The 12,479-nt window shown below is 68.7% G+C and carries 14 protein-coding genes; 4 read left to right on the top strand and 10 right to left on the bottom strand.

The genetic code is table 11. The features are described 5' to 3' along the window. Positions 1-56: 56 nt before the first annotated feature. The 10 genes from ABCR94_RS28210 to ABCR94_RS28165 all read right to left on the bottom strand — a co-directional run bounded on the left by ABCR94_RS28210 (position 57) and on the right by ABCR94_RS28165 (position 8,349). Positions 57-755 (bottom strand): hypothetical protein, encoded by a 699-nt coding sequence (locus ABCR94_RS28210; protein WP_347122955.1) that lies wholly within the window; start codon positions 753-755, stop codon positions 57-59. Between the two features lie 78 nt (positions 756-833). Next, positions 834-1,274: a hypothetical protein gene (locus tag ABCR94_RS28205; protein ID WP_347123129.1), complete on the bottom strand. Its 441-nt coding sequence runs from the start codon at positions 1,272-1,274 to the stop codon at positions 834-836. Between the two features lie 83 nt (positions 1,275-1,357). Continuing rightward, a complete protein-coding gene (locus tag ABCR94_RS28200) occupies positions 1,358-3,076 on the bottom strand; it encodes a relaxase/mobilization nuclease domain-containing protein (RefSeq protein WP_347122953.1) in 1,719 nt (572 codons plus the stop codon). 14 nt (positions 3,077-3,090) lie between these two features. Continuing rightward, on the bottom strand, positions 3,091-3,735 hold the full coding sequence (locus ABCR94_RS39220) for a plasmid mobilization protein (protein WP_521977980.1): 645 nt from the start codon (positions 3,733-3,735) through the stop codon (positions 3,091-3,093). Next, positions 3,732-3,968 (bottom strand): hypothetical protein, encoded by a 237-nt coding sequence (locus ABCR94_RS28190; protein ID WP_347122949.1) that lies wholly within the window; start codon positions 3,966-3,968, stop codon positions 3,732-3,734. Before ABCR94_RS28190 ends, ABCR94_RS39220 begins: the two co-directional genes overlap by 4 nt. An 86-nt stretch (positions 3,969-4,054) precedes the next feature. Further along, entirely contained in the window at positions 4,055-4,246 is a 192-nt protein-coding gene (locus ABCR94_RS28185) for a hypothetical protein (protein ID WP_347122948.1), read from the bottom strand. Further along, positions 4,243-5,952: a collagen-like domain-containing protein gene (locus ABCR94_RS28180; protein ID WP_347122947.1), complete on the bottom strand. Its 1,710-nt coding sequence runs from the start codon at positions 5,950-5,952 to the stop codon at positions 4,243-4,245. Before ABCR94_RS28180 ends, ABCR94_RS28185 begins: the two co-directional genes overlap by 4 nt. Beyond that, positions 5,949-6,590 carry a WhiB family transcriptional regulator gene (locus ABCR94_RS28175; protein WP_347122945.1) on the bottom strand — a complete coding sequence of 214 codons (642 nt, stop codon included), beginning with the start codon at positions 6,588-6,590 and terminating at the stop codon, positions 5,949-5,951. The genes ABCR94_RS28180 and ABCR94_RS28175 overlap by 4 nt, the downstream gene beginning before the upstream one ends. A 161-nt stretch (positions 6,591-6,751) precedes the next feature. Continuing rightward, the gene (locus tag ABCR94_RS28170; RefSeq protein ID WP_347122944.1) at positions 6,752-7,450 is read right to left on the bottom strand and encodes a zinc finger domain-containing protein; all 699 of its coding nucleotides are present in this window, start codon (positions 7,448-7,450) and stop codon (positions 6,752-6,754) included. 2 nt (positions 7,451-7,452) lie between these two features. Beyond that, a complete protein-coding gene (locus ABCR94_RS28165) occupies positions 7,453-8,349 on the bottom strand; it encodes a helix-turn-helix domain-containing protein (RefSeq protein WP_347122942.1) in 897 nt (298 codons plus the stop codon). A gap of 1,084 nt (positions 8,350-9,433) precedes the next feature. On the opposite strand from ABCR94_RS28165, the gene ABCR94_RS28160 reads away from it, so the two are divergent. The 4 genes from ABCR94_RS28160 to ABCR94_RS28145 all read left to right on the top strand — a co-directional run bounded on the left by ABCR94_RS28160 (position 9,434) and on the right by ABCR94_RS28145 (position 12,383). Beyond that, complete coding sequence (locus tag ABCR94_RS28160) at positions 9,434-9,883, top strand: helix-turn-helix domain-containing protein (protein ID WP_347122940.1); 450 nt, start codon at positions 9,434-9,436, stop codon at positions 9,881-9,883. A gap of 196 nt (positions 9,884-10,079) precedes the next feature. Continuing rightward, positions 10,080-10,610 (top strand): secondary metabolite protein, encoded by a 531-nt coding sequence (locus tag ABCR94_RS28155; protein WP_347122938.1) that lies wholly within the window; start codon positions 10,080-10,082, stop codon positions 10,608-10,610. Continuing rightward, complete coding sequence (locus ABCR94_RS28150; RefSeq protein ID WP_347122936.1) at positions 10,607-11,797, top strand: MAB_1171c family putative transporter; 1,191 nt, start codon at positions 10,607-10,609, stop codon at positions 11,795-11,797. Before ABCR94_RS28155 ends, ABCR94_RS28150 begins: the two co-directional genes overlap by 4 nt. Further along, complete coding sequence (locus ABCR94_RS28145) at positions 11,790-12,383, top strand: phosphatase PAP2 family protein (protein WP_347122934.1); 594 nt, start codon at positions 11,790-11,792, stop codon at positions 12,381-12,383. The genes ABCR94_RS28150 and ABCR94_RS28145 overlap by 8 nt, the downstream gene beginning before the upstream one ends. Positions 12,384-12,479: the final 96 nt, after the last annotated feature.

Genomic DNA, 12,479 nt, shown 5'->3' with positions numbered 1-12,479 from the left:
GCGCTGCCGCCCCCGACCGGCTCGGTCGGGGGCGGCAGTTCTATGTCGGGCTCGGGTCAGCTGGTTGCTGTCGCCTTGGCGAGGGCCTTGCCAAGGTGGCTGTCGACGAGGGCCGGGGAGCCGGAGATGATCAACAGCACGCTGCCGTCACGGATCGCGGTCTGCTTCACCACGGTGTCCCGCCCACCGGCGGAGAAGGTCAGGAGCTGGCTCCACTGCTCGTCACCGAGGCCGTGGGGCGCGGGCAGCTCCTGCGAGGCCATGTCGATCGCGGTGGCGCCCGCGACGACCTGATAGGTCGGGCACCCGGTCAGGGCGTCGAAGATCTCGCCGATGCCCTTGGACAGTTTTCCAGCGGCATCGCTGTAGAGCTCTTCGGAGACCTCCGAGTTGCTGCCGCCGTTGTACGTGAAGGTGGCCTTCGCCTGCCGGGGGAAGGTGAGCGAGCCGCCGGTCGCCGCGTCGCTGCCCAGCTCGTTCAGGGCGGGGCATCCCACGACAGCCACGTCGTCGTGCTGAGAGGGGCGCTCGGGCTTGCGCAGGTAGCCGCTGCCGAGGTTGCTCTCGTCGAGTAGGCGCTTGCCCAGTGCGGCCGACGACAGCGGAGTGGCGTGCCGGTCGGCACCGGCTGGCTTCCCTGCGTGAGCGGAGGCGGCGGTGTCGTTCTTGGTCCCGGTGTTCTCGGCGGAGCAGGCAGGGAGGGAGAGAACCGTGATGGCGGTGAGGGAGAGGGCGGTGGCGACGCGAACGCGCATGGTGGACTGACCCCTTGGTGCTAGGTGACGGGTGGTCAGTGCGGGCGCGTGCGCCCGGTGGGGTCGTAGGGGTGGTGGTCAGTGGCCGAGGTGGCGCAGGCAGTCCTCGAACGTGGCGTGCGTCGCATCCGCCGGTCCGGTGTGCCGGTTGTACCAAGCGGTGTCGAGGCGTGTCTCGTGCTGCTGGTGGCCCAGACGGCAGCGCAGCCAGATCTGGTCGTGGGTGGATAGAACGAGCCAGTCCCGGTACGCGCCGCACTCGGCGCAGCCGACCAACTCGCCGTCCAGGACGAGCGGCTGCTTCCACTGCGTCATCCGGCCGTCGAGCTGGTCATGGCTCGGCATGCGCAGATCCGGCGGAAGGAAGTCGTCCACCACGGGGGCCGGCTCGGCCGGCTCCATCACGGCCCGAGCCTGTTCAACCTCCGATGGCCCCTGACCCTCCAGCCGCGCTGCCTCAAAGAACCAGCGCTGCGCCTCGCTGGGCTCCGCAGCCCGGCGTCGTATCCGGTGAAACACCTTGGCATCCTCCCTCGTCTCGCCCTGCACGCATCATGATCGTGCCCCAACTCGCCGATCACTTCAATTCACAAAGTCCACAGTCACGGCCGTGTGCGCTGAGACCCGGACCGGCCCGGTGTCCGCTGCCCCGCCGGCCGCGGCGAAGGACCGGTTCCCGGACGGTGGTTGACTTGGTCGCTGGTGTCGGCGGGCAGGCCCGCAGTCCGGCGCAGTCGCCACACCAGGACGTCGCTGACGGACTCCGCTGTGCTGAGCTCTCGTCGCTCCGCGGCGTCGGTGAGGAGAGCCGCCGGATCGTGGCCAGCCGCTTTGACGTCGCCCAGGGTGGCGGCGAGCGCGTGCCAGCCGGGCTCGGCGAGGATCTGCTCGGCCAGCTCCGGCAGCGCCTCGCGCAGCATCACCATCTGCCGCTGGAGAAGGGGCTGGTTCAACTTTCGGCCGCGCCGGTGAAGGGCTCCGAGGGGCTGGGCAGCGGCGGTTTGGTAGGCCGAGCGCAGATGCTCGGCAGCTTGGCGGGCGGCATCGGCCTGCTGCGCGTGCCCCCTTTTCGCATGCCAGAGCGCGGTGGCGGTGATGAGGAAGAACAACATGTCGATGGCCATCGCAGTGGTCGCGCCGTCTTCGTCCCGGCCGAGGGCAGGGCCACCGTGCATGAGGTCGCGGGCGGCCTGCCGCAGGCCGCGGTCGCTCCCGCGCTCGGCACGGACGTGGGAGCGGGAGGCCCGCTCGAACGCGGATGCCGCGTCGCGAAGATCATGGCGGGTGTGGGCCGCGGAGGTCTTCGCGAGCGCGTCCAGGACCTCACCAGCCGACGCGATGTACGCGGCGGCGACCGCGTCGTCGCCGTGCTCGACGATCGTGATCGCGGTCCAGACCGCCGATGCGGTCCGCCGGCGCGCGGCAGAGGGGCTGTCCGGTGTCGCGCGGACGGGAGTATCTGCCGACGGGGTCTGGTCGGGGTTCTCGGCGGACCAGCGCTCCCGGATCCGGGGCAGCGAGAGGTCGGGGGCGAGGCGCGCACCGGGGTAGAACACCGGCTCGTCGTCCTTGTTGCGGTCGTCGGGCAGAGCAACTTTGTAGCCGAGTAGGTCGCCGGAGGGGGCCTCACGTGTGCGGATCAGCAGGCCGGCGGCTGCCAGGCGGTCGAAGAACTCGCCCTCGCTCGTGGCGCCGGCCACCGCACGGCGTACGGTCTCGCGCAGCTCCTCACGCGCGGTCCGCTCGCGGCCCTGGCGCTTGGCCTTGTGGCGCTCGGCGCTGGTCGGCCGCTTCGCGGCCGTGCCGTCGCCCTTGTTGAGGCGGCGCAGGCCCAGCTCTGCTTCGAGGGCGCGGGCTTGGGTCTGCACGCGCGCGGCATCGTTGTTGAGCTCGGGTTTGTATCCGTCTTCGCGGACCAGGGTGGCGACGATGTGGATGTGGTCGTCGGCGTGCCGGACGGCTGCCCACCGGCAGCCCCCACCCATCTCGGAGTCGTCGATGCCGGCGGCGGCGACCATACGGCGAGCGACGTCGCCCCACTCCTCGTCCGTCAGGATCCGGTCCTCGGCAGCATTGCGGACGGAGAGATGCCAAACGTGCTTCTTCGGCTGTTCCGCCTGGTCGACGTTCTCGACGGGCTGGTCCAGAAGCTGCTGGAGCTGCTTGAGGGTCGCGGAGGCGTCGCGGCCGGGGTCGGGGGCGTAGTGGTTCCAGGAGGCAACCAGGTGCGGGTCGGTGTGCTCCTCGAACTTGCCCGGCCCATACAGGTAATAGAGGAGGCCGAGGGTGCGCTGCCCGCGCTTCTGGATTCTGGGGATCATGCTGGTGGGTAGTCCTAGGCGTGTGCGACAAGCTGGTCGGCGGCGTGCTGGACTCGTTGGACGGCCCGTTCGGTGGCCGCGAGAACGGCGTCGAGTTCGGTCGGATGGGCGCCGGAGTTGATCGCGCGGCTGATCTGGTTGAGGTTGCTGCCGACGTGCCCGAGGTAGCGACTGGCGGCGAAGAATTCGGCGATCACCTCTCGCTCGCCGGCAACTGCGCTGGCGGTTCGGCCGAGGTCGCGGGCGGCGCTGAGAGCGCATCGGGCGAGGAAGCCGGCGACGGTGAGGCCGGCTGCTTGGGCGCCGGCGCTCACTCGGGCGAGTTCGTCGTCGCTGAATCGTGTGTTGCGGACATGGGGTCGTTGGCGGCGCTGGTACTTGCGGCGTCGGGTACGGGGCTGCTTCGGCTCGTCGTGGTCGGGCTCGGCGGGGCTGTCTGTGTCTTGTTCCCGTCCTTGTGGCTGCGATCCGCCCTCGGTCGCAGCCTCTTCGTCTGGTGCCCCCCGGCGCCGGACGGCCCCCTGCCCCGATGGGGTGGGGGCACCTTTGGATACTCCGCTCAAGGCGGAGTATCCAAAGGGATAACTTGCTCGCCCTGAGACCGAGTTGAGGTCCGCCGCAGGTTCCTGGGTGTTGTCGTTCTGGGCCGAGCCTGTCATCGCGATTCGGGCCTCACGGAACGGATGTGGTGCTGGATGGTGGCGGCCAGTTCGAGTACGTCGGCTGATCCTGCGAGGACGCGGACGGGTCCCTCGGGCTCGTGCTGGACGAGCCACTGGCCACTCGGTACGAGGAGTGCGGCGTGGAGGAGCCGTCGGCGGACCAGGACGGCCGCCCAGGCGTCGGCCTCTGCGGTTGTGGGCGCAGATCGGCGGGCGGGACGCGGGAGCACAGCAGTGACCTCCTGGAGTGGGGCGGTGGCCCGGCACGAAGCCGGGCCACCGGTTGCGAATCGCGTTGAGCTGCTGCTTTGCCGGTTCAGCCGCACTCGGGGCAGCGCCCGACGTGGCTGCTGAGCGCCCGGGCCATCCGTGCCTTAGTCGATGTGGCCTGCTTGGCGCTGGACTTCGCTGCCGGCCTGCCCTCGTGCCGGACAGAGTGGGCGATCATGTAGCCGATCTCCCGCTCGTACTCCGCACGGACGGTCTTGAACTGGTGGCAGGTCTTCATCGGGCGGTGCTCCTTGTCTTGGTGGTGTTGTCGCTCCGCAGTTGCTGGAGGACGAGGCTCAGACGTTCGTTACGCCCGCCCTTGAGGTCCTCGCGCCGGAGGATCTCCCGGAGCTGGACTCGGGTGATCGCTTCGTTGCCGTCGCGTGCGAGCACTGCGGGGACATGGGGACGGACCTCCTGGATGAGCTGGTCCACGGACTGCTCCGGCTCGCGCCGCGGACGCTGCGTCCGCGGGCTGCGGGACCGACCGTTTCGTGTGCCCTTGTTTTTGACCTTGGCGGTCGTCTGCCGCCGGAGGGGGACTTTGTGTCCCCGGTCCCCGGTGGGTTCGGTCCCCGTGTCGGTCGGTCCCCGGTCCCCGGTGGGTTCGGTCCCCGTGTCGGTCGGTCCCCGGTCCCCGGTGGGTTCGGTCCCCGTGTCGGTCGGTCCCCGGTCCCCGGTGGGTTCGGTCCCCGTGTCGGTCGGTCCCCGGTCCCCGGTGGGTTCGGTCCCCGTGTCGGTCGGTCCCCGGTCCCCGGTGGGTTCGGTCCCCGTGTCGGTCGGTCCCCGGTCCCCGGTGGGTTCGGTCCCCGTGTCGGTCGGTCCCCGGTCCCCGGTGGGTTCGGTCCCCGACTCGGTGCCCCCCGGTCCCCGGTGCGACTCGTGAGCCTGAGCAGGAACTTCAACCGCAGGGTGGTCGGTCCCCTCGTCACTGTCCCCGGTCCCCGCGCCAGAGTCCCCGGGGACCGGGCCCCTCTGCTCACCCGGTCCCCGGTCCCCGTCCGGTCCGGCGTCATCGTGGGGATTGTCGATGGGGACCGCTGAGCTCTGGGCGCTCGGCAACGGGGCCGCGGCAGCCGTGCCCTCCCTCTCTTCCGGGGCCCAGGGGGAGGGCAGGGGGACCGTGGCGAGCGCGAGTGCGTGCCGGCGTGCCGCGAGCTGGTTGAGCAGTTCACCGCGCTGGATGGGGTCGGTGCCTACCGCAGCTCGGCCGATCGCCTTCGATAGCCGCCGCGTAAGTCGTCGGCCGCGGCGATTCTGCTGCTGCTCGGGGGTGCGCTCGGCGAGACGGGCGGCGAGGGCGACAGCGCGGGCGGTGGCCCGGTCTCGGGTGATCTGCGCGGCGTCGCGGTCCCGGGCGGCGATGCCGAGGCGCGAGAGCAGTCGTTCGCGCACCTCCCGCCCGAGGGTGGCGACCAGGCCGTGGGATGACGCTTCCGGGGTACGCAGGCGCAGTTCGATGCCCATGGCCAAGTGCCAGAGCATCGCTGCCATGATCGGGCCGACGAAGGCGCGGACCAGCCCGCCGACGGGGCCGCTCTCGGCGAAGGCGGGGATCACCTGCACGCCGGTGATCACCCAAACCAGCGTGCCCGGCAGCCCCGGCGCCCCCTGGGTTGCCAGGTTCTGGCGCGCCATCAGCGCAGTTGCGAAGAGCGCGAGTTCGGCGGCGGCGAACATACCGATGCGCTCCGCGGTGCCAGCCATATTCAGGTAGTCGGCCGCGAAGCGCCAGCTCGTATCCGCGCTGTAAGCGGTGCAGGCGAGCGCGGCGAGCGCGGCCACCTTCACCGCCGGACTGCCGAGACGCTCCTGCGGACGCGCATTCCGGCGCCGGATCGCCCAGCCGCTCAGGACCAGGGCGAGGGCGGCGACGGGAACGCCGATGACGAGGAGGAGGGACAGGTCCAATACGGCACCGAAGGACAGGACGGAGGGGGTCATGCGGCCTTTCCAAGAGGGGCGCGCGCCGAGGTCGACGTCACCGGGCGGGATACCGGCTGACTCGTGCCGGGCCTGGTGGGCGCGAGGCCGCCTGTTGTTGACGCGCCCTGCGTCCGCTTCTTCTTGGGCCTTGGCACCCCATGGGTGCGGTCCCGGTCGAAGATCTTGTGAGCGGCATGCCGGAGCAGGTCACGGGCGTGCTTGTGGCTGATCTGCAGGGCGACGGCGAGCCGGCCGGTGCGCCAGCCCCGGACGTAGGCGTGGTCGATGACGATCTGGCGCTCAGCCTCGGTCAGGTGCACATCGCGGCCGTTGAAGATCGCGCTCACGCGGGTGTAATCAAGGCGCTGGGGCAGCCCGTCGTGCCAGGGTCGCCGTTCGGCTTCGGTGAGCCCACCCCAGACGCCCTCCTTGAGAACGTTCTCCAGGGCGTAGTTGAGGCAGTCGCGACGCACCGGGCACAGGCTGCACAGCTCCTTTGCCTCGGCGATGGCCTCGTGGTCCCGGGGCAGCGGGAAGAACGCCGCGTCGGCGTCCACGGGGTCCATTCCGTGGCACACACCGCTGGTCTGCCAGCTGGTGTCGCCGATGCCGCGCAGGCCGGTGGCCGGCGCGTCGTGGGTGGTGATGTGGCGCATGGTGGTCTCCGATGTGCTGCGCGTCAGCCGGTCGGGGCCGACGTGGGCAGACGCGGCGTCGGGTGCCTGCGGCTGCGGCGCAGGGGCGTGCGCCGCCGCCGCGGCGGGACAGTGATGTGGCGGCGGCGCATCGGACGGGATGCGCCGACGGTGGCAGCCGATCAGGCCATCGCGGGCTGCTGGACCTGCTGTGCCTGTCGGGCGGCGAGGTCGAGTCGGCTGGGGTGCGGGGTGGCTCGCAGGGCGGTTCCGCGTGCTTTGTCGTCGGGGCCGATCCTTCGGCGCCGACACGGCTCACCAGCCGGGGCCAGGCACCACTCGCAGCGGACGCCAAGGGAGTCGGGCTGGCCCTGGGCGACGGCTGCCTCGCGGGCTGCGCGGGCGCGCCGGTAGGGCGCGAGGGTGGCTCGGGCCGTGGGCGGTATGCAGGAGCCGACCTCTTGCAGCCTCGCCTCCAGTTCCGGATCGAGCCGGCCGCTGGTGATGGCGCGGTACTGCGCGGGCTGCGCGGTGCCGGTGGCGACCGCGCGTCGGGTCCCGACCAGCTCGGCGGTCCAGGCGGCCTGGTCGTCCGGGTCGACGGACGGCGTGGGGTCGGTGTGGCGGCCCAGGCGGTCGCGCCGGTAGCTCTCCCAGGGGCGGGCGACGTCCGCAGGCAGGATCGGGTACGGCGAGAGCCGGATGTGCTGGCGGGCGGCGACTCGGGCGTCCCAGCCGTGCGGGGTGGCCATCGGCATGTCGCCGAGCAGCTCGTGCCACTGGGCGAGCTGGTCGCGCGCTTCGCCCTCGTCGGTGCGAATGGTGCGGTGGTCGAGTCGGCCGATGTAGGCCAGCAGGGCGGCGATTTCGCGGCGGTCCACGGTCAGCCCTCCGTTCCGGTCGGCTCTTCGAGGGCGGCGAGCAGGGCTGCGGTGTGGGCTTCGGCGCGGGTCATGCCGCCCGGCGTGGCGGTGCCGCCGCCCGGCAGGGCGTAGAGGTTCGTACGCCCCGGGGCGTGCTCCCGGGCGATCCAGGAGCGCCAGTCGGCAGCCCAAGCCCCTGCCGACCGGGGCTTCCAGTCGGCGCGGTGCAGCCGCCACTTCGCGTCAGCGGCGGCGAGGCCCCCCTCGCCGAGGCGGTCGAGGTGACCTTGTTGGCGGGTCCAGGTGTGAGTGTCTGGGTCCACCTGCCACTCGGCTGCCGGGGCGACGGAGGTGCCCCCACTGCTGTACCTACGGTTCACCTTCGGTTCACTACGGTTCTGGGGTGTGGAATCCGTACCTTCGAGGGTGCGGATTCCTGACCGTCGGGGGTGCGGATTCCGTCGCGAGGGGGCGGAAGCTGCACCGGTCGGATTCCGTGCTGAGGGTGCCGAATATGTGCCCTTCGTGGGCCAGATCCCGTGCCGCTGGAGCTTCTCCGGCTCCAGCTCGGGCACCGGATCGGTGTCGGACGGCTCGACGGGCGCGTCCGGGTCTTCCTCCCTGGCCGCGTCGACCTTGGCCTGGAAGGCGGCGGCGCGGGGCAGGCGGTAGACCGTCGTGCGAAGCGGGCCCAGGTAGCCGTCGAGCAGCTCCAGCTCGTCGCCGGCGGCGAGCGCTCGCAGAGCCGCACGTACGGCGGTCCTCGAAGCGTTGGTCCGCTCGACCAGGCTCGTCATTGAGGCCCAGGCGACGCCCTGCTTGTCGGGGACCCGGTCGGCGATCGACAGCAGGACCAGACGTGCGGTGCCCCGGCTGGAGCTGTACTTCCACACCCATTCGCGGGCATCGACGCTCATCGGTTGCCCCCGCCCACGAGGCGGGACCGACGGTTTGTCGAGGCCGTATTGGTGTGCCCCGGCTCAGGGCGGGAAGGCGCCGAGCTGGAGGCAGCTGCCGCGCAGGCCAGTTGGTTTGGCCTTTTGCGCAGGGCAGGAGGCATGCAAGAATCCCCTTTGTAGTGTTGCCACGCTGAGACGTCCCGCGGAAGGGATCAGCGTGGTGTTGGTGGGCAATCGCCGCCCTTGCCGGGGCGAGATTTGCCGTTGAGTGTTCGGCGTCCGGGAGTTGCTATCTCTCGGGCGCCGTTGCTTTTTTGCGGACCGATGCGGCGGTCCCTGCGTTGCTCGCTCCTCACGTTCGCCGTGCCGGGCTGCCCCGGGGACGACGAACATACGCAGAGACCCGCGTCAAGATCCAGAGTTGGTTCTTAACCTCTGTACTGGTTGCAGAGTGTGACGCTTGGGCAGGCTGTGTGACACGTGTCGGCACCCCCGCACGGGGGAGTCCAGTGCCCGTGTGATGCATGCGTGGTCGAGGCGGCGGGCAGCCGGCAGCGCCCTTGCCGGAGCGATGCTCTCGGCCCATTGCGGACTTCGAGGCTCATCGCCTCTCGTCGGGCGTGCTACTGCCCGACGAGAGGCGATGAAGATACGCGGAACCGTTTCGCAGGATCAGGCGCAAGTAACGAGCTGTCGACCAGCGGCAGGCCCAGCTGTGGCCGCAACGAGCGCGCGTCCCGCGGGAGCGCGTGGCGGCTCGGAGTACGCCAGACAGATCCTGTGCTCTCGTGCTGAACGCGCGACCTATGTGGTCGAAAAGCCAGGTCGGCGGGCATCGGTGGGTCCATCCTTTGTTGGCAGCTGAGGGGCTGTTACTGCCGATCCTCTGGGCGCGGCTGGGGCCTGCCCGTGCCGGTTGTGGAGTCCAGGAAGGCCAACGCCTCTCGCCACATCCGCACACTTTGGTGTCGACTGGCGTAAAAGATACGCTGTAGTGCGCACTCATTGTCAACACTAAAGTGCGCAGCGTTCCGATTTTGTTCTCAGTCGACACTGAAGTACGGTGCCTGGGTGCTTTGCATTAGAGAGAGCGGGTGAAACCGTGACGGACGCCGGTCAGAGTGCTGATGGCATCGCCGATGGGCGTGATGGGCGGGAGCTGACACTGGCGCAGAAGCTCTCCCACTTGTTTGCGACGCAGAGGAACCCACAGACGGGGCGCCCGTACACCGTTGGTGACGCCGCAAGGGTGACCGGGGTCTCGTCAAGCCTCATCACGCAGTTGAAGTCTGGGGCGAAGCCGAACCCGACCGTGAAGACGGTAGAAGCGCTCGCCAGTCTCTTTCACGTCTCGCCGTCGTATTTTTTTGCCGACTTCGATGCCGAGGAAGGTGAAAAGGTGCGCGCCTCAATGGAGTTGATCGCCGCAGTCTCGGACAATGACGTTCGCGGTCTCGCATTTAGGGCCAACGGACTCTCTGCGGACAGCCTGAAGTTGATCAAGGCGGTAATCGAGAACGCGCGGAAGGCCGAAGGTCTTACCGAGCAGTAATGTATGTCACGTCAGGGAGTCTTTCGCCTGGTCAGGGGCATTTATCCGTTTGCGTGCTGAGCGATCTTCGGGGAACCATCTCCCCATCTATGTATAGGGCACCGGCATGGTGTGCTAGATACGTGGCGCCCTTTTGGGGTGATGGGGGAGAAGCGGAGTCGCGAAAATGTTCAAACGTCGTGACCGAAGCCGTGAGGTGTACCTGCGCAAGCTGTGCATCGAGCAGCTGCGGGGTGTCGAGTTGCCTCACGCACTCACCATCGAAGAGATCTGTCTGCGGATCTCGGTGAAGCGCGGCAGGCCGCTGCATCTGCATCAACTCCCAGAACTGGGAGGCGTGAACGCCCCTTGCGGGGTGATCGTCAGTTTCGACAGCGGCGACCACATCTTCCATGCTGCGGCCACCAGCGAGCGTCATCGCGAGCAGATCATCCGTCATGAACTCGCCCACTACCTCCTTGAGCACAACGGGAACGGTCTAGGCGGCGGAGACCTCGTGGGAGCCCTTCTGGCGGCTCTCCCTGCGGGGGTGGAGCCCGAGGCCGTCCTCAGCGTTCTGGGTCGAACCAGTTATGACACGGAGCAGGAGCGTGACGCCGAACTCGCGGCATCCATCCTTGGGGAACTGTTTCAGGAGCTGGCCGTATCCGATCTGCAGGGGCGCGATGCGAGGCTTGAGCGCTTGGATGACGCGTTCGCCTACCCACGTAAGGACCGGCGCTCATGAGCAAGCAGATCTTGGTGGCCACGCTGCTGTGGGTGGTGACCCTGTGGCGTCTGCCCGCTGTGCGCCATTCACACAAGCAGAGATCGTTGGCTCTCACTTTTGCCGCGCTTGCCACATCGCAGACCTTCGACCTAGCCGTTGTCCAGAGTGCAGTGGACGCCATGGTGCCGTTTGCCCGCTTGGCGCCGTTGCTCAAGCAGGTGCTCGGTGTGGCAAGCGCCGCTCTCCTCTTGGACTTCGTCGTTGCTGTGGTCCGGCCGGAGGGTTTCGCGCGTCGTTTCCGACTGTCCGCGATTCTCACTGCCGTGCCGCTGATGCTGGTGTTCTACACGCTCGCCAACTGGGTGCCGGCCACCATCCATGCAGGGCGAGGGCCCTACTCGCTCTTCGCGGTCCTCTACATAGCCGTCTTCACCTTGTACATCGGCACCTCCATGGTTGTGGCCACGTGGCTGTTCATCGGAGGGGCACGGCACAGCCGCTCAGTGTGGACCCGCTCAGGTCTGGCGCTGCTCGGGCTCGGGACCGGCGTCGGCAGCCTCTACGCGTTCCAACGTGTCGTCTTCGTCGCGCTGAATATGATCACCGACACCGTGCACGCGGAGTTGGAGAACGTGTTCTCCACCGACTTGAAGCTGATAGCCATCGTCAGTATTGCGCTGGGGAGCTGCCTTCCGCCGATCGCGGGGGCGATCGAAGCGGTCAAGCAGTGGCGTTACCTACGCGACCTCGAACCGTTGTGGCGCGGCCTCATCGGAGGCGCACCACAAGTAGTGCTCAGCACCCCGATTCCTCGCCGGCGGCTGAGCATGAGGCTGCACCGGCGCATCATCGAGATCGGCGACGCGTCGCTCGCCCTGCGTGAGTACGTGCCGGCAGAACTGCAGCGTCAGGCCAAGCGACAAGCCGCCACAGCGGGCAACCTCGAAGGCGAGACGGCCGACGCCGTCGCCGAGGCCATGTGGCTGCACGTTGCGACCCAGACCGCACGGCACGCCGCACCCCTGCCAAATACCGAGCACCCGATGCCTGGCGGAATCGGGAAGGGATACGAGGCTGAGCTGCAGTGGCTCCGCGCAGTCAGCCATGCCTACCGAACGAGTCCGCTGGTCGACTCGTTTGCCCCGACGCCTCCATTGCCAAAGCTCTTGCACACAGACGATGACGGGATGTTCCTGCATGACTGACACGACCACAGGAGCCGAATCGAAAATCGCTCGGATCATCACTGACTGGCTCGAACCGAAAAACTGGATTCTCGCCGTCACCCTGTTGATCGGATGGCACGCAGGGGGATGGGCTGGCCTGCTGTGGGGAGCGGAGGCGGCCCTGTTCGCCGCCATCATCCCGATCCTCTACATCAAGCACGGCGTGAAACAGGGACGCTGGGGAGACCGCCACGTCGGCGCCAAGCCCGCCCGACTTCTCGTCATGGCCGTCATCCTGTCGTCAGTCGCGGTCGGCATCGGCCTCATGGTCGTTGGCAACGCACCTCAAGCCATGATCGCCCTGGTGGCCTCCATGCTCATCACCCTCGCGGTGTTGATGGCCATCACCGTGGTTTGGAAGATCAGCGTTCACCAGGCAGTCTCTGCCGGCGCGAGCGCCATGCTCGTGCTGACCTACGGCCCGTGGATGCTCTTCGCGTTCGCTCTGGTTGTCATCGTGGGCTGGTCCCGGGTGGAACTCGCCGACCACACACGAAACCAGGTGATCGCGGGCACCATCCTCGGTACTGCTGTAGCGGCTGCCACCTTTAGCCTTCTTCGTTAGTAGGACTCCGTTAGGTTGCTCTGACTCTGAGGTTCTGGCTGGTGGTGGATGTTCTGGGCAGGGGGCGGTGGCAGGTGGTGCAGGTGCCGGTCCAGC

It is taken from the genome of Streptomyces changchenzhani (assembly GCF_039766235.1).
Taxonomy (GTDB): domain Bacteria; phylum Actinomycetota; class Actinomycetes; order Streptomycetales; family Streptomycetaceae; genus Streptomyces.
Note: the sequence above shows the minus strand (reverse complement) of the source record. Positions and strands in the feature narration are given on the sequence as shown.